The sequence below is a fragment of the Frankia sp. CoBUL1 genome (assembly GCF_978021245.1).
Genome location: NZ_CDXDOS010000063.1, coordinates 1 through 16,395, shown reverse-complemented (window position 1 = coordinate 16,395; position 16,395 = coordinate 1). Strand labels below are relative to the sequence as shown.

Here is a 16,395-nt window from a genome sequence, read left to right as displayed (position 1 = left end):
GCACCAACCGACGACCAGCGATCATCCAACCAGTCGGGAAGACCACGGACAGGTCAACAGCCGCAGGATCTGAAGGACCGACAGGTTAAACGACAAGCTGGGAGGCGGTGCTGGGAGAGCTGGCCGCGGTGGACACGGCCGCAGCCGATCTCGGCTGCCGGCTGCCGTTCCCGCTGCGCACGCTGGCCGGATGGGGCTGCGCCCTCTACACCCGGCCCTGACCTCCGCACCCGGCCCTGACCGGGTGGCAGCGCGGCGGGGATCGGCCCCCGACACCCGGCGGTAGCGGCCAGCCGCTCGGCGTCGCCGCCGAGATCGTCACGCAGGACTCGGGTGTAGATGCGGGTCGTCCGGTCGTCCTCCGGCTGGAGACAGAAGAGGATCGTGTTGGTGAAGCCCGCATCGGGATACTCCAGCCGCAACCGCAGCATGAACGGCGGCCGGAAGACGCAGGTCGACCGGCGTGACATGTCCACCTCAAACCTGTCGCATCCCTCTCCGCAGTTCGCGCCAGCATCGGTAAGGTAACACTGGGTGACGCCGGGGCGTTGGTCTGGGTCGGTGCGGGTGGAAGCTGGCGATAACACGGGTGAGATAGCGCAGGTGAGGTGATGAACGCTGCCGCCAAGAAAGATCAGAACTACGTCACTGAGCGTCTGTCTTGATGAACATCCACGTAACCTTCCGCCGTTATGGTCGGTTCTTATGCAGCGTTCGTCCGCCTGCCTGACCCCCGGATCGCCGGCCGGCTTCCCGCGTCATCCCCTCCCGCGCTTCCTTCCACTGGTCGGACCATTGGTCGGATCGGGCGGGGGAGGCCGCTGTGACGACTAGCGGTGCGACGGCCGTCATCTTCCGTCCACGCACGGTAGGGGAGGCAGTGGAGATGCTGGCGACCGCCCATGACGCTGGCAGGGCGGTCGATCTGCTGGGCGGCGGCACCGATCTCGTCCCCGCCCTCCGGTCCGGCGAGCGTCGGCCGGGGGCGGTAGTCGCCCTGCGCCGGGTCCTGGAACTGCGGGTCCGCGGCGCCGGGGCGGATTCGCTCACCGTCGGTGCGGGCGTGACTTACACCGACCTCGCGGGCTGGTCACTGTCGCCCGGCCTCGCTCTCGCCGCCCGGGTGGTCGGTTCCGCGCAGATCCGCAACCTCGGCACGGTCGGTGGCGCGCTGGGCTCGGCACGTCCCACCGGTGACCTGCTCACCTTCCTCACCGCCGCGGACGCCGAGATCCTCGTGGCCTCGCCGCGCGGACCTGGCCGGATGACGCTGCCCGCGTTCCTCGCTGACGGGCTCGCCCCCGACGCCCTGGTCACCGCGGTAAGGCTGCCGCGGCCGGCCGGACCGCAGAGCTATCTCAAGATTGGGGGCAGGCAGGCCGCCTACCAGGCGTTGGTGTCGTGCGCCGTCCTCGTCGACCGGATGCGCCATCGACTGGCCTGCGCGATCGGGGGGGTGGGTCGGCTGCCGATCCGGATGACCGTCGCCGAGCGGTTCGCACACGACGCGGTGGACTGGTCCGCAGGGGCCGCGTCCTCGTCGGCGGCCCGCCGGTTCGGTGAGCTGGTAAGCGAGGCGGTCTCGCGGGTCGGGCCGGAGCTCGCGGCGGGTCCGCGGGTCTCCGCCGACTACCGCCGGCATGCTGCCGGCGTGCTGGCCGCCCGGGCGTTCACCCGATGCCTGGATGCCGCGGGGGCGCCGGTGGACCCCCGAGTCGAGCGGGACGTCCGGCCATGACCGCCCGTTTCGCGGGGGAAGTCCCGGCCGGACCGCCGGCCGGGTCGTCCTGGCCGGACGACGGCGTCGTCGCGCCATATCACCTCCATGTCGACGGCTTCCTGCACACGGTGGCCGGCGCCTGGATCGGGGACTCCCTGCTCACCGTCCTGCGGGACGTCATCGGGGTGACCTCGGTGAAGGACGCGTGTGAGCAGGGGCGCTGCGGTGCCTGCTCCGTTCTCCTGGACGGCCGGTTGGTGGCGTCCTGCACGGTGCTCGCCGCGGACGCCGACGACGCCCAGGTGAGCACCGTTGCCGGTCTGAGGACGGCGGGACCCGCCAGGGCCGTGCGGGCGGCGTTCCTCGAGGAGGGTGCCGTGCAGTGCGGCTTCTGCACCCCCGGGTTCGTGGTCGCGGTGACGGACCTGCTCACCCGGCGGCCGGATGCGGACGAGGAGGAGATCAGGGAATCGCTGGCCGGAAACATCTGCCGGTGCACGGGTTACGGCCGGATACTCGCTGCCATCAGAACAGTGCAGGCTGAGCGGGGCACCCTACTTTTGGGGGATGCACCTGCTCCGCCCCGCCGGGGGGTGGGCCGATGAGTCCGGGGATCGGTCGTCCGGTGCGTCGTCCGGATGGGCCGGACAAGGTGACCGGTAGCTTCTCCTACGTTGGTGATCTGCGTGTTCCGGGGATGGTGCACGCCCGCACCCTGCGATCGCCCCATGCCCGGGCGCGGATCCGGCGCGTCTACGTCGACGCCGCGCGCCGGCTGCCCGGCGTCGTGGGGATGGTGACCGCCGCCGACGTCCCGGGCACGGCCACCCACGGGCTGATCGTCGCCGACCAGCCGGTGTTCGCCGCGACCGAGGTTCGGTACGCAGGGGAGCCGGTTGCCGCCGTGGCCGCGGTTGACGTCCGGACCGCGCGCCGGGCGCTCGCCGCGATCGAGGTGGACTACGAGCCGCTGGCACCTTCGACCGACCCCGACCGGGTATGGCAGCCGGATGCCGAGCCGCTGCATCCGGCGGGCAACCTGTACCGTGAGATCGAGCTGCGCCACGGCGATCCCGACGCGCTCGGCCCGGTGGTGGTCGAGGACCAGTACCTCGTCGGGATGCAGGACCAGGCGTTTCTCGCTCCCGAGGCGGCCCTGGCGATGCCGGCCGCCGATGGTGGGGTGGACCTGCGGGTGGCGACCCAGTGGCTGCATTCGGACCGGGAGCAGATCGCGGCCTGCCTCGGTCTCCCGGAGGAGCTCGTCCGTCTCACCCTGGCCGGTGTGGGGGGTGCCTTCGGCGGCCGGGAGGACGTCACTCTTCAGATCCACGGCGCCCTGCTCGCCCGGGCTACGGGGCTTCCGGTGCGGATCGCCTATGACCGGGTCGAGTCCTTCCTGGGCCATCCGCACCGGCATCCGGCCCGGATGTGGTTCCAGCACAGCGCCACCGCCGACGGGAACCTGGTCAGCGTGCGGGCACGGCTGGTGCTGGATGGCGGTGCCTACGCGTCGTCCTCGCCGGCGGTGCTGGCGAACGCGGTCACCCATGCCGCGGGTCCGTACCGGGTCCCGAACGCCCACCTGCACGGAGTCGTCGTGCGGACCAACAACCCCCCGTGCGGCGCCATGCGGGGGTTCGGGGTGCCGCAGGTGACCATCGGTCACGAGGCCCAGATGGACAGGCTGGCCGACGCCCTCGGCATGGATCCGGTGGACCTGCGCGTCCGCAATGCCGTCCGACCGGGGGATGTGCTGCCCACCGGTCAGGTGATGGGCGCACCGCTGCCGGCGCGGGAGGTCATCGAGGCGGTGGCCTCGCGTCCGCTCCCGCCGGCGATGCCGGCGAACGTCGCGGTGACCGCGTTGCCCGGCGGCCGACCGGCCGCGGCCGAACCGAGCCGGGTCCGTCGGGGGGTCGGCTACGCCCTGGCCTACAAGAACCTGCTCTTCTCGGAGGGCATGGACGACTCCTCCGTTGCCCGCGCCCGCCTGGAGCTGGCTGAGGACGGAACGGTACGGGTCCGGCTGCACAGCGCGTGCGCCGAGGTGGGCCAGGGGTTCGTGACGATCGCGGGGCAGATCGCCCGCACCGAGCTCGGCGTCGAACAGGTCGTGTTGGCGCCCGCGGACACCGCGGTCGGCAGTGCCGGATCGACCAGCGCGTCCCGGCAGACCTGGATGAGCGGAGGCGCCGTGCGCGGAGCCTGCGCCGCGGTCGCCGATCGCCTGCTCGCCCGGGTCGCCCGCACCGCGGGGCTGCCCGCGGAGGTCGTCGAGGCACCTCGACGGACGCTGACCGTCAACGCCGGGGAGATCGTCGGGGTGGAGGCCGGGTTGCGGGTTCCGCTCGCCGAGGCGCTGGCCGACGGGCCGATCGAAGCGGAGTACACCTTCCACCACCGGCGTACCTCCGCGCTGGATGCCGACGGACAGGGCGATCCGCACGTGGCCTTCGCCGCCGCGGCGCACCGCGCGGTCGTCGATGTCGATGTCGACCTCGGTCTCGTGCGGGTCGTGTCGATGGCGCTGGCCCAGGACTGCGGTACGGTGCTCAATCCCCTGGCGCTGCGTGGTCAGGTCGAGGGGGGCACTGCCCAGGGGCTGGGCCTCGCCGTCATGGAGGAGCTGGTCACGGTGGACGGGGCGGTGGTTAATCCCACGTTTCACGACTATCTGCTGCCGACCATCGCCGACGTCCCGGACCTCGATTTCGTCGCCGTCACCCATCCGCAGCCGGATGCGCCCTACGGGGTGAAGGGCGTGGGGGAGGCGCCTACCTGTACCGCGACCCCGGCGATCATCGCGGCGATCCGGGTCGCCGTCGGACGGGATCTGCGGCGCGTTCCGGTGCGACCCGAGGACCTCGTCACCATCTCTCCTACGGCCGCGCCTCCGACGACCGCGCCTCCGACGACGCCGGGACAAGGTGTTCCGGCGGCATGAACGAGCCCACCGCGGACGTTCTGCCGGAGCGGCCACAGGTGCTACTCTCACGGCGAGTCGTGCTGCCCGGGGGCGAGCGTCCGGCAGCCGTGCACGTCGCGGACGGCCGGATCGCCGCGATCACCGCCGCGGACGAGATCCCTCCCGGGACCCTGGTCACGGACCTCGGCGAGCTGGCTCTGCTTCCCCGCGTGGTCGACTCCCACGTGCACATCAACGAACCGGGGCGGACCGAGTGGGAGGGGTTCGCGACCGCGACCCGGGCCGCCGCGGCCGGTGGTGTCACCACGATCATCGACATGCCGCTGAATTCCGTTCCGCCGACGACCTCGCTCGCCGCCCTGGCCGCCAAACGTGCGGTGGCGGCCGGCCAGGTCGCCGTCGACGTCGGCTTCTGGGGCGGCATCATCGGCGCCGATGCCCGCAACCTCGATGATCTGGCCGCCCTGCACGGCGCCGGGGTCTTCGGATTCAAGGCCTTCCTGGCCCCGTCGGGGGTCGAGGAGTTCCCGCACGTCTCGATGGACGTCCTCGGGGCCGCAGCCCGGCGCACCGCCCAGATGGGGGCCCTCACCGTCGTGCACGCCGAGGCGCCCTCTGTTCTCGCCGTGGCACCTCCCACCGTGGGGCGGGCCTTCGCCAGCTGGTTGGCGTCGCGCCCGCCGGCCGCGGAGACCGAGGCCGTGGCCGCGCTGGCGGCGCTGTCCGCCGCCACCGGTGCCCGCCTGCACGTGCTGCATCTCGCGGCGGCCGATGCCCTCGACGACGTGCTCGCGGTGCGGGACGCGGGGTTGCCGATGACGGTGGAGACGTGCCCGCACTACCTGACCTTCACGGCCGAGGAGGTCCCCGACGGAGCTACCGTCTTCAAGTGCGCATCTCCCATCCGGGACAGCAGGAATCTGGACCGGTTGTGGGACGGGGTGGCCCAGGGCCTGTTCGTCGGGATCGTTACTGATCATTCGCCGTCCACTCCCGCGTTGAAGCAGATCGACACCGGTGATTTCGCGGCGGCGTGGGGTGGCGTCGCGTCTGTCCAGATCGGGCTACCCGCGGTCTGGACTCAGGCCCGGGCGCGGGGGCACACCCTCACCGACGTCGTCGGTTGGATGTGCGCCGGACCGGCCGACCTGGTAGGACTGACCGGCAAGGGGCGCATCGCGATCGGCGCCGACGCCGATCTGGTGATCTTTGACGCGGATGCGTCGTTCCTGGTGGAGCCCTCGATGCTGCGCCACCGCCACCCGCTCACCCCCTATGCCGGACGCGTGTTGAACGGGGTGGTGCGGGCGACCTATCTGCGGGGGCGGCGAGCGGACGGGGATCGTCCTCCGCGGGGGCGGCTATTAGAGAGGTAGGCATCACCCGGCCGGGCCGCGGGACCGTCCGGCGTACCGGAGCCCTCCCCACGGATGTGATCCGATGCACCCACCGACGCGGACCACTCCCGAGGGAGCAGGCCCGAAGTACGCTTTGCGCCCCGCTAACACGTCGTCCTGACCTGATCCGGTCCGCACGGTGGTGACGGGCCGTGCGGCCACCCGACGACACGTGAACAGTCCGGTTTCGTACGGCCGGTTGACCCCGTGAAAGGACCCGATGAGCGACGCGCCCGACCTGACGAATCTTGTCGATCTCGCGGCGGCCCGTTTCGGCGGTACGGTCGTGGCCGTCAACGACGAGTTCTTCGCGTTCGCCGAACGGATGCTGCTGCCCGAACCGCCGATCGTGCGGCCGGGCGTGTTCACCGAACGGGGCCAGTGGACCGACGGTTGGGAGACCCGTCGGCGGCGGGATCTTCCCGGATCCGACTGGGCCATCATCCGGCTGGGCTCACCCGGCATCGCCCACGCGGTGACCGTGGACACCACCCACTTCACCGGCAACGCTCCCGGGGCCGTCGAGGTGCACGGCGCCACCCTGCCCGGGTATCCCTCCGCGGCGGAGGCCGCCGAGGAGTCCGTGGCCTGGGTCCCGCTGGTGCCGCGGACGCCGATCGTGCCGGACGCGGCCAACGTGTTGCCGGTGGCTGACCAGGGCCGGACCCGCATCACCCATCTGCGCCTGACCATCCACCCGGATGGCGGAGTCGCCCGGCTGCGGGTGCATGGCACGGTGGTGCCGGACCCCCGGATGTTCGACCGGGTGACCTCCGATCTCGCAGCCGCCTACCTGGGCGGTGTCGTGGTGGCCGCCAGCGACATGCACTACGGTGACCGCCATAACCTGAACGCCTCGGGTGAGGCCCGGGCGATGGGGGAGGGCTGGGAGACCCGCCGGCGCCGTGGGGACGGCCACGACTGGGCGGTGGTCCGGCTCGCGACGCAGGGCACGATCGTGCGGGCCGAGGTTGACACCCGGCACTTCCGCGGCAACGCGCCCCGGGCGGTGGCCCTCTGGGCGGCGGACAACCCCGACCTTCTCGACCCCGACGACGTCACCGCGATCACCGAGTGGTACCCGATGCTGCCGCGGATCCGGGTGCAGCCGAACACCCGTCACCTTTTCGATCTCGAGGTCCCGATCCAGGCCACCCACGTGCGGGTCGACGCGATACCCGACGGCGGGCTGGCGAGGCTGCGGCTCACCGGCGCTCCGACGCCCGTCGGGCGGGAGGCGCTCGCGATGCGCTGGTTCGACGCGTTGTCCCCGGACGCGGCTCGCGAGGAGCTGCTGGCCTGCTGCGAGTCCGAGGACTGGGCCGCGGCCGTGGCGGCCCGTCGGCCCTTCGGGACCCTCGCGGCCCTGCTGCCGGCAGCCGAGCAGGAATGGTGGAACCTGCCCGAATCGGCCTGGCTGGAGGCGTTCACCGCGCATCCCCGGATCGGGGAGCGCCCGGCCCACACGCCGGCCCCGCCCACCACGGCGAGGGCGACCGTGGTGTCCCTCGACGCCCCCCGACGGGAGCAGGCTGCGATGGACCAGGCGACGGCGGAAGTCAGGGCGGCCTTCGAGCAGGGGAACGCGGCCTACGAGGAGCGCTTCGGCTACATCTTCCTGGTCCGGGCGGCGGGCCGTGACGCGGAGGAGATGCTCGCCCTGCTGCGGGCACGGCTGGACAACGATCCCGCGGACGAGCTGCGCATCGCGGCCGGTCAGCAGGCCGAGATCACGGCCCTGCGCATCCGGCGCCTGATCACCGCTGCCTGATCGCCGGCGCCTAGGTCGAACGACCGTGGCACAATACCGTTCATCTTTGCTGCCAGGCGGTGATGAGTTCGGCTGGGCCGTAGGATGCGGCGAGACCGGTGGCCGTAACTCCGCTGCGGCTGATGGCGACCAATGGCAGCGGAAGGTTCGTGAGCGCCGCCCGGTGTTTCTGCAGTGTCGCCAGGTCATGGTCATCGAACGGTGCGCGTTCCAGCCATGTGACGGAGCCGAGGAAGTACAGCTCCTTGGCGACCGGTTCCCGGTCGGCGCCGACGACGTCGATCTCGGCAGTGTTGGAGCGGTTCCAGTAGGCGCCGAGGCCGGGGCTGACGGCAGCACCGCGTCCGGGAGTAGGCGGGCGAGGGACTGACGCAGCGGCGGTTCTACCGCCCGGCCGCGCCAACTCGTCCATCCCGCCCTGATCCGACTGACGGTGAGGTCTCCCCGCAGGCGCTCGATCTCGGGCAGATGTGGGCCGACGAACCGCAGCCAGAACCTCAGATACGGATCGGTGACCCGGTACCGGCGCTCTTTCGACGGCCGTGTCGACAGGGGTAGCTCTCCCACCTCCGCCTGATTGAGCGGCCCCAGGACCAGCTCCTGCCCGCGCTGGTGAAACGGTCGGCCGTACGAACTCAAGGCCTCCATCATCGACAGGTCCGAACCGATCAGCACCAGCAGGACGGGCCGCCGGCTCAGTTCTCGGTCCCGGGCATGCCGCGGCACACCCTCGAACGCGTCGACCCGCTCCATCAGGTACGGAACCTCGTCGATCACGACCACACCGGGCCGGTCCGCCGGCAGGATCCCGGCCAGCTGGCGCAACGCCGCGCTCCAGTTCCCGGGAACTGCCTCGGCGAAGACCTCACGCTCCGGCAGCCCGGACATGGCAACAACGTCCCGCAACGCATTCAGCTCCACCTCGGCCGAGGCACCGGCAGCGGTGAAGAACACCGCGGGTACACCCGCCCGCTCCACGAACTCCTCGACGAGACTCGACTTACCGATCCGACGCCGCCCACGGACCAGAAGACAACGACCCGGTCGCGACGATCCGACATCCGATCCCACCAGCCGAAGCAACCCGTCCAGCGTGGCAAGTTCCCGCTCCCGCCCAACAAACTCGACCACGTCCACCCTCCCCGATACTGCCGGCACTGATACTGCCGGCAGCGATACCTACAGGGTTCCTGGGGTACCGGCGTATCCACCACGGTCGACCAGGAGCGGTGTGGTGCGATGGTCAGCCCGGGTGGTGGGATGGTCGAGGCCCGACCCGGGCCGCGGCGACGGAGGACGCGACCGAGGAGGCGTGGTGAGTCTGTCCACCCATGTCCTGGACACGGCCACGGGGCGGCCAGCCGCCGGGCTGCCGCTCCGGTTGGAACGGGCGGTGCGCACCCTTGACGGCACGACCACGGGCTGGATCGCGGTCACCGAGGCCGTCACCGACGACGACGGCCGGGTGGCGGATCTGCCGACGACCATCCCAGGCCCCTGGCGGCTCGTCTTCGACACCGCGAGCCGCTCGGCGTTCTTTCCCGAGGTGACCATCGCGTTCGTGATCGAGGACCCGGCGGGTCATCATCACGTCCCGCTGCTGCTCGCTCCGTTCGGTTATTCGACCTATCGGGGGAGCTGACCCGCCCTGGATGGCGGGTGTCGTCAACCCGCGGCGACCGGTCTGCCGCCGAAGTGGTCGACCGTCACCCGGTCGAGACCAGCCGCGGTCAGGCTTGCGTCGTCCAGCAGGCCGGCGTCGAGCGCCCGCAGGACGTGCCCGGCGAGCGCGCGGCCGGTGGCCGGCTCGTCGGCGATTGCTCCCGGATGCCGGGCGGTGGCGTACGTGGTGGCGTACGCGGTGGCATAGGAGGAAAGCCGGCCCAGCGCCTCGTCGAGCCCGGCCAGCAGGCAGCCGGCCACCGCCGCGTGCCGGCTCACCAACTGACCCGGATGCAGATCCCAGCCCTGGTAGATGCCCCGGTACCAGGCGCGGCGCACCAGCTCGGCGTGCCGCCGCCACGCCCGGTGGACACCTCGGCCCGCCGTGTCCTCGACAGCTGCGGTGCCCTCCGTAGTTGCGGTGCCCTCCGTCGCGTCCGTCGCGTTCGTCGGGCTCTCGATCGGCAGCAGGTTCGAGGACCCGTCCGCGACCCGGATTCCGGTGCCGGCGGTGACGAGCTGCATCAGCGTGGTGGCGTACTCCACCGCCGGATGGTCGCTGGCCTGGTGCGCGGCGGTGATGCCGAGAGCCGCCGAGTAGTCGTAGGTGCCGACGTGCAGCCCGACGAGGCGTCCCGGGCCCAGCGCAAGACCGGTCTCGACCAGCGCGGGCAGGGTGAGAACCGCGGCCGGGGTCTCCACCTGCACCTCGAAGGGCACCGGGGCGATGCCGAGGCGTTGCTCCAGTTCGGCGAGCAGATCGGCGAAGACCGCGACCTGGGCGGCGGCGCTCACCTTGGGCAGGGTCAGCACCAACCCGGCGGGTGGGCCGTCGTCGCCGGCCAGCGCCGTGAGGAAGAGGTCCAGGCTGCGCAGTCCCCGGTCCCGGACAGCCGGGTCCAGCGACTTCATCCGCAGGCCGTAGGACGTGGGCAGGGCGTCCGCCGCTGCGGCGGCGCGCAGGGCGACGGCCGCCGCGACGGCGTCGGCGTCCTCGGTGTCGTCCATCCGGACGCCGTAGCCGTCCTCCAGGTCGATCCGCAGATCCTGCACCGGTTCAACGGTCAGCGCGTGCAGCACGTGTGCGTGGACCGGCTCGGCGATGACGGGGTCCGGCTCGCCCCCGGTGGCGGCGGCGAGCCTGGCCGGGTCGGTGCCGTGGGCGGCCAGGAGCTCCCGGGCCGCCTCCCCCCAGGCCAGCACGATGTCCGGGCGCATCCGGTCGGCGGGCAGGTAGCAGGTGTGCACCGGCTGGCGGGTTCCCGGATCACCGGGATGACGAGCGATGACCGCCGTATCGATCGGTGCGAGCGCGGCGGTCAGACGGGCGACGACATCGGTCGGCAACGTCGGCATGCCCCCAGTGTCGGCCTCACATACACCGTCGGATACCTCCCTCGGCGGGATGCCCCTGTCCGCTTCTACAGCTGCACGCCCACACGGACGGCGAAGGCGCGCAGTTCATCCGGCCCGAGGCCGCGCTGGTCCTGGACCAGTCGAGGCCGCCGCCGGTGCGATGCGCACCGATCGGGGGGGGGTCGATACGCGGCACCGGCGGCGGCTGCTGGGGGGTGACGTCCCGGCGGGTGTCGCCGGAACGCCATCTCCTGGGCCGAACGGGTGACGTCGCCAACCGACCCGAACTGGCCCATTGCTTTGTATCAAACACCTCGCGGAGGTATCCCACCAGGGTCGGTCCCGTCGACGTTCACCGGGCTCCGGCTGCCGTCGTACCCGCGGCCCGCCCGGCGCCGGGAGCGGTTCCGGCATCAGCGGTTCCGGCATCGTCAAAGGCTGCCTGCATGCCGGCGGCGAGCTCGCGGTGGCGGGCGAGCATCGCCGACAGGTCGGGATGCACCGGACGGCCGTCCAGGACGACCGCGCGGCCCGCGACCACCGTGTGGCGGGCCGCGACCGGGCCGCAGCGCAGCCACGCCTCGACGGGATCGGACAGCGCCCCGGCGAAGCCGACCCCGTCGAGGGGCCATGCCACCAGATCGCCCACCGCCCCGACGGACAGCTCGCCGATCTCCCCGGCTCGGCCGAGGCAGCCGGCCCCGCCCCGAGTGGCGATCTCCAGCGCGTCCCGGGCCGACATCGCCGCGGCGCCGTGCCGCAGCCGCCCGAGCAGCATCGCCGTGCGGGCCTCCAGCCACAGCGACGCCGAGTCCGCCGACGCCGAGCCGTCACAGCCCAGTCCCACCGGTACCCCCGCCGCACGCAGCTCCGCGACCGGGGCGAGCCCAGCCCCGAGGATCATGTTGCTGCTCGGGCAGTGCGCGACCCCGGTGCCCCAGGCGCCCAGTCGGGCCACCTCGGCGGGGTTCGGGCGGATGCAGTGCGCCACCCAGGCCCGGTCGCCGCCCCAGCCGACCTCGGCGAACTGGTCGATGGGACGCCGGCCGAACCGCGCGAGGCAGTACTCGTCCTCCTCGGGGTCCTCGGCGAGATGCGTGTGCAGCCGCACGTCGAGCGACTCGGCGAGCTCCGCCGTGGCCCGCATCAGCTCTGGGCTGCCCGAGAACGGTGAGCAGGGCGCCAGGGCGATCCGCACCATGGCGCCCGGCGAGGGGTCGTGATGGCGGGCCACCAGCCGGGCCGACTCGGCGAGGATCTCGTCGTCGTCCTGCACCACCGAGTCGGGCGGCAGTCCGCCGTCCTTCACCGACAGCGACATCGATCCGCGGGTGGGATGGAAGCGCATGCCCAGCGCCGTCGCCGCGGCGATCTCGGCGGAGACGAGGTCCCCGCCCCCGCGCGGATGCACATACAGGTGGTCCGTGGTCGTCGTGCAACCGCCGAGGGCGAGCTCGGTGAGCCCGACGTAGGCGGAGACGTGCACGGCCTCCCTGTCCAGCCGGGACCACAGCGGGTACAGGGTCGACAGCCAGGTGAACAGCGTACCGTTCAGGGCCGGAGCGAACGCGCGGGTGAGGTTCTGGTACGTGTGGTGATGCGTGTTCACCAGGCCGGGAGTGATCAGGCAGCCGTCCGCCCGCAACGTGCGCACGGCGGGAGGCGGTGGCTCGTCGGGACCGCCGAGGGCGCTGACCAGGCCGTTCGTCACTGCGATCCACCCGCCGCGGATCTCCCGGCGGTCGGCGTCCACCGTCGCGACCAGTTCGGCGCCGACGACGACCAGGTCGGCGGGAACGGGAACGGCGACGGGACGGGAGACGGCGGGCGTGGGCATGGCGGGCGTCAGCGTGGGGGCCTTCCGCGGATCGGCCATGGACGCTGATTCTGCGGCCGGCACGTTACGGTCGGGTGAAGCGTCCGTGCCCGGGAGGTCGTGGCGTGCCAGGTGACGTGAGCAGGTGTGCGGGGTCGGCTGGCGGGCCGGCCGGCGTGACGGTCGTGGCCGCCCCACCAGTCATCATGATCGACGATTCGGGTGATCCCCGGGTCGACGACTACATCTCGTTGACCGACGTCGCGCTGCGCCGTCGGCGGGAGCCGGCCGACGGGCTGTTCATCGCCAAGGGCGAACGGGTGATCACCAGGGCGCTGCGGGCTGGCTACCGGCCGCGCTCGGTCCTGGTCTCGCCGGCGCGCCTGGCGGCCGTGCCCGCGGACCTCGGCGTTGACGTCCCGGTGTACGTCGCGGGACCCGACGTGCTCGCGGCGATCACCGGCTTCGAGGTGCATCGGGGGGCGCTTGCGGCGATGGGCCGCCAGCCGCCCCGCGCCGCCGCCGACCTCCTGGTCGATGCCCGGCGGGTACTGGTGTGTGAGGACATCGTGAGCCACACCAACCTGGGGGCGATTTTCCGTTCGGCTGCGGGACTCGGGATGGACGCGGTGCTCCTGAGCCCGCGCTGCGCCGATCCGCTCTACCGGCGTTCCGTGCGGGTGTCGATGGGGGAGGTGTTCGCCGTCCCCTATGCCCGGCTCGAACCCTGGCCGGAGGCCCTCGGTCTGCTGCGGGATGCCGGGTTCACGCTGCTGGCGCTGACTCCGGCGGCGGACGCCGAGGATCTTGGCTCCTTCGCGGCCGGACTCACCCCCCGCGCCGCGCCCGCGCTTGCACCTGCGCCGGTGACGGCGGCGGCCCGGGTCGCGCTGCTGCTGGGCACGGAGGGCGCCGGGCTGTCGGCGGCGGCCCGGGTCCGGATTCCGATGGCGCACGGGGTCGACTCGCTGAACGTCGCGGCGACCGCCGCCATCGCCTGCTACCTGCTGGGCCGCCGTTGAGCCGCCGGGTTCAGGATGCGAGCCAGCGGCAGCCGGGCAACGGCAGGTTCCGCAGCACCCAGAAGGTGATGATCAGTATCGGAACGGCGGGAAGCAGGCGGGCCGGTACCCGGGGCAACGGGTGGCGCCAGCCGGCCGCCCGCGCCACCGCCACGATCCAGCCGAACACCAGCATCGGGGCGGCGATGACGAAGTAGACGTTGTAGTCGGCCGCGGCCGCGAGGTGTCCGTGCAGGAGTTGGTGCAGGCCGCGGAGGGTGCCGCAACCCGGGCAGTCCAGGGACGTGGCCCACCGGAACGGGCACATAGGGTAGTGGCCCGGCTGGGCGGGGTCGACGAGGTACACCCGGCCGCAGACGCCGACGGCGGCTACACCGAGCACGGCGAAACCCGCCAACCGGGCCCGCGGTGACCAGACCCGGCCCGCGCCGATGATCGTCCCCGGGGTGCGCAGAGCCATGGCTGCGCCGGTCGGTTCCGACGCCGTGGGTGCCGGGTGGTCTGGGTGTGGTGCCGCGACCTCCACCGGAGAAGCGTAACCGGGGCGCGGACCAGTGGGTGGCGGACCGGGGCTGGCGGACCGGGGGTGGCGGACCGTGGGACAGTGGAAGGGCCCGATCGGAGGGACGGATGACGGCACGAAACGGCGATCGTGAGCCGGGTCCGGACGCGCCCGGCTACGCGGGGCTCGCGACCTTCTGCGGACTGCCCTGGCTGCCCGGGACGGAGGCGCTGGAGGCCCGCCGGCCCGACGTTGCCGTCGTCGGTGCTCCGTTCGACATCTCGACGACCCACCGTCCCGGCGCCCGGTTCGGCCCTCGGGCGCTGCGGGCCAACGCCTACAACCCCGGCACCTACCATCTCGACCTCGGTATCGAGATCTTCGACTGGCTCGACGTCGTTGACGCCGGCGACGCGCACTGTCCGCATGGGCTCACCGAGGCGTCCCATCGCAACATCCGGGCCAAGGTCGCGCAGATCGCCGGGCTCGGCACGATCCCGCTCGTCATCGGTGGCGACCATTCGATCACCTGGCCGGCCGCAACCGGCGTGGCCGACGCCGTGGGCTGGGGTGAACTCGGTCTGCTGCACTTCGACGCGCATGCCGACACCGCGGACGTCATCGACGGCAACCTCGCCTCGCACGGCACTCCGATGCGACGGCTCATCGAGTCCGGTGCCGTGCGTGGACGCAACTTTGTCCAGGTGGGGCTGCGCGGCTACTGGCCGCCGCCGGACGTGTTCGCCTGGATGCGCGAGCAGGAGATGACCTGGCATCTCATGCACGAGATCTGGGAGCGGGGCAGCCGTGACGTCGTCGTGGACGCGATCGCGCAGGCCACGGACGGGTGCCGGGCCATGTACCTGTCGGTCGACATCGACGTCCTGGACCCGGGGTTCGCGCCGGGTACCGGCACCCCGGAACCCGGGGGGATGACCCCGGCCGACCTGCTGCGGGCGGTCCGTCAGATCGCGCTTGACACGCCGCTTGTGGCCGCCGACATCGTCGAAGTCTCCCCGCCGTACGACCACGCGGAAACGACGGTCAACAGCGCCCATCGCGTCGCCATGGAGGTCTTCGCGGGACTTGCCTACCGCAGGCGGGAAGCCGCCGGTGGCGTTCCGGACCTGCCCGGGTCCGCCCCGTCCTGAGCCGGCCCTCCGTGGTAACCATCCGTGGCAACCGGGAGCCGGTTGGACCGTCGACCGAACCATCGGCGTTTCGTATTCCCGCGCGTGCTTCGTATTCTCGCGAGCGCTTCGTATGCTCACGAGTACTTCGTATTCCCGCGAGCACGCAGAGCGCCCTTATTCCAGGTGCAGGGCGCCCTCCTCAGCCGTGCGCGCACTCACGTCCGGCGTGACGATGCTGGGAATGGCGAAGTTCGCGTCGTAATCCTCCGCGAGGGTCGTCGTCCCCTCGCCGTACGCGTCGGCATCGAGAACAGCCCCGGACTCCCGCCGCTCGGCTTCCAGGTAGGGGTCGGTGTCCGGCGTTTCCGCGGCGAGTTGCCGATCGAAGGACGGCCCCGCGCGCTCCTCACGCGGTGTGCTCGGATAGCGGACGCCGGCACTCGGTCTGTCGGGTGCGTCCCAACTGTCGTCCAATGGATCTCGGCCGGCATCCGTCGAGCCGAGATCGTCGCTGTCGAGCATCTCCGCGGGTTCCAGGGGAGCATCCTCGCGGGACCACGACTGTTCGGAGTCGGCTGCGATGGAACCAGGGTCGAACTGCTCGGAACCCGAGGCTGGCTGCGCCATGGCTGTCTCCCTGACCGGCCTACGGACGCGGCGCGGCCTGCTTGGGACATCCCGCAACATTCCGTCCGGCAAAGCGAGTCCGGCCACTGTTGATATTCGGTGCGTCCCGGGCCGCTCCCGGCACGCCTCGCCGCATGACCTTCCCGGCGACGGTCGGGCTAAGCCCGCCGCCGTGGCCCTTGCTCGCCGTGGCCCCATGGTTCGACCACCGTCTGGTTCTCGCGGATGATCCTCGTGGACGGCGTGTGCGGATGATCCCGGCGCCGGTCGCGGATCCGGCCGTGGATCCGTGCCACCTTCGCCCGGGCCTTCGTCCGCTTCACGACCCTGCCGCGTGCGGGACAGCTCCCGCTGCGCCCGGGCGAGGCGCTGCCGGTCGCGGCGTGAACGAGGTGGATCAGGCGACCGGGCGGGGTGTGTGCCGCCGCGGACCGGGTGCCCGCCGAGAGTGGCATTGCGA

13 protein-coding genes and 2 pseudogenes are annotated in these 16,395 nt (G+C 72.1%); 8 read left to right on the top strand and 7 right to left on the bottom strand.

The window, feature by feature from the left end:
- Positions 1–823 precede the first annotated feature (823 nt).
- The 5 genes from AC08OX_RS07420 (at position 824) to AC08OX_RS07400 (ending at position 7,817) form a co-directional block, all read left to right on the top strand.
- A complete protein-coding gene (locus AC08OX_RS07420) occupies positions 824–1,738 on the top strand; it encodes an FAD binding domain-containing protein (RefSeq protein ID WP_476607129.1) in 915 nt (304 codons plus the stop codon).
- Positions 1,735–2,325, top strand: a complete 591-nt coding sequence (locus AC08OX_RS07415; RefSeq protein ID WP_476607128.1) for a (2Fe-2S)-binding protein — start codon at positions 1,735–1,737, stop codon at positions 2,323–2,325. The genes AC08OX_RS07420 and AC08OX_RS07415 overlap by 4 nt, the downstream gene beginning before the upstream one ends.
- Positions 2,322–4,667, top strand: coding sequence for a xanthine dehydrogenase subunit D (gene pucD, locus AC08OX_RS07410; protein ID WP_476607127.1), 2,346 nt, complete (start codon positions 2,322–2,324; stop codon positions 4,665–4,667). Before AC08OX_RS07415 ends, pucD begins: the two co-directional genes overlap by 4 nt.
- Entirely contained in the window at positions 4,664–6,025 is a 1,362-nt protein-coding gene (allB, locus tag AC08OX_RS07405; protein WP_476607126.1) for an allantoinase AllB, read from the top strand. Before pucD ends, allB begins: the two co-directional genes overlap by 4 nt.
- Before the next feature lie 241 nt (positions 6,026–6,266).
- The gene (locus AC08OX_RS07400) at positions 6,267–7,817 is read left to right on the top strand and encodes an allantoicase (RefSeq protein ID WP_476607125.1); all 1,551 of its coding nucleotides are present in this window, start codon (positions 6,267–6,269) and stop codon (positions 7,815–7,817) included.
- A 40-nt stretch (positions 7,818–7,857) separates the two neighbouring features.
- Here the strand turns inward: AC08OX_RS07400 and AC08OX_RS07395 are convergent, their stop codons facing one another.
- Both AC08OX_RS07395 and AC08OX_RS07390 read right to left on the bottom strand, forming a co-directional pair.
- Positions 7,858–8,229, bottom strand: a complete 372-nt coding sequence (locus AC08OX_RS07395) for a hypothetical protein (protein ID WP_476607124.1) — start codon at positions 8,227–8,229, stop codon at positions 7,858–7,860.
- 362 nt (positions 8,230–8,591) lie between these two features.
- A pseudogene (locus tag AC08OX_RS07390) lies at positions 8,592–8,948 on the bottom strand (AAA family ATPase); the annotation flags it as partial.
- A gap of 184 nt (positions 8,949–9,132) precedes the next feature.
- Between AC08OX_RS07390 and uraH the strand changes: the two are divergent.
- Complete coding sequence (gene uraH, locus AC08OX_RS07385) at positions 9,133–9,459, top strand: hydroxyisourate hydrolase (protein WP_476607123.1); 327 nt, start codon at positions 9,133–9,135, stop codon at positions 9,457–9,459.
- Between the two features lie 23 nt (positions 9,460–9,482).
- Here the strand turns inward: uraH and AC08OX_RS07380 are convergent, their stop codons facing one another.
- Both AC08OX_RS07380 and AC08OX_RS07375 read right to left on the bottom strand, forming a co-directional pair.
- Positions 9,483–10,835, bottom strand: coding sequence for a DUF6986 family protein (locus AC08OX_RS07380; RefSeq protein ID WP_476607122.1), 1,353 nt, complete (start codon positions 10,833–10,835; stop codon positions 9,483–9,485).
- Positions 10,836–11,187: 352 nt separating this feature from the next.
- Entirely contained in the window at positions 11,188–12,672 is a 1,485-nt protein-coding gene (locus AC08OX_RS07375; RefSeq protein ID WP_476607131.1) for an 8-oxoguanine deaminase, read from the bottom strand.
- Between the two features lie 185 nt (positions 12,673–12,857).
- Between AC08OX_RS07375 and AC08OX_RS07370 the strand changes: the two genes are divergently transcribed.
- On the top strand, positions 12,858–13,673 hold the full coding sequence (locus AC08OX_RS07370; RefSeq protein WP_476607130.1) for a TrmH family RNA methyltransferase: 816 nt from the start codon (positions 12,858–12,860) through the stop codon (positions 13,671–13,673).
- Positions 13,674–13,683: 10 nt separating this feature from the next.
- Here the strand turns inward: AC08OX_RS07370 and AC08OX_RS07365 are convergent, their stop codons facing one another.
- Entirely contained in the window at positions 13,684–14,133 is a 450-nt protein-coding gene (locus AC08OX_RS07365; protein ID WP_476607121.1) for a DUF2752 domain-containing protein, read from the bottom strand.
- A gap of 170 nt (positions 14,134–14,303) precedes the next feature.
- Here AC08OX_RS07365 and speB point away from each other — a divergent pair, with 170 nt between their 5' ends.
- Positions 14,304–15,326: an agmatinase gene (gene speB, locus AC08OX_RS07360; RefSeq protein WP_476607120.1), complete on the top strand. Its 1,023-nt coding sequence runs from the start codon at positions 14,304–14,306 to the stop codon at positions 15,324–15,326.
- Between the two features lie 156 nt (positions 15,327–15,482).
- On the opposite strand, the gene AC08OX_RS07355 is transcribed toward speB, so the two are convergent.
- The gene (locus tag AC08OX_RS07355; RefSeq protein ID WP_476607119.1) at positions 15,483–15,935 is read right to left on the bottom strand and encodes a hypothetical protein; all 453 of its coding nucleotides are present in this window, start codon (positions 15,933–15,935) and stop codon (positions 15,483–15,485) included.
- A gap of 158 nt (positions 15,936–16,093) precedes the next feature.
- Positions 16,094–16,395, bottom strand: a pseudogene (locus AC08OX_RS07350) (hypothetical protein); the annotation flags it as partial.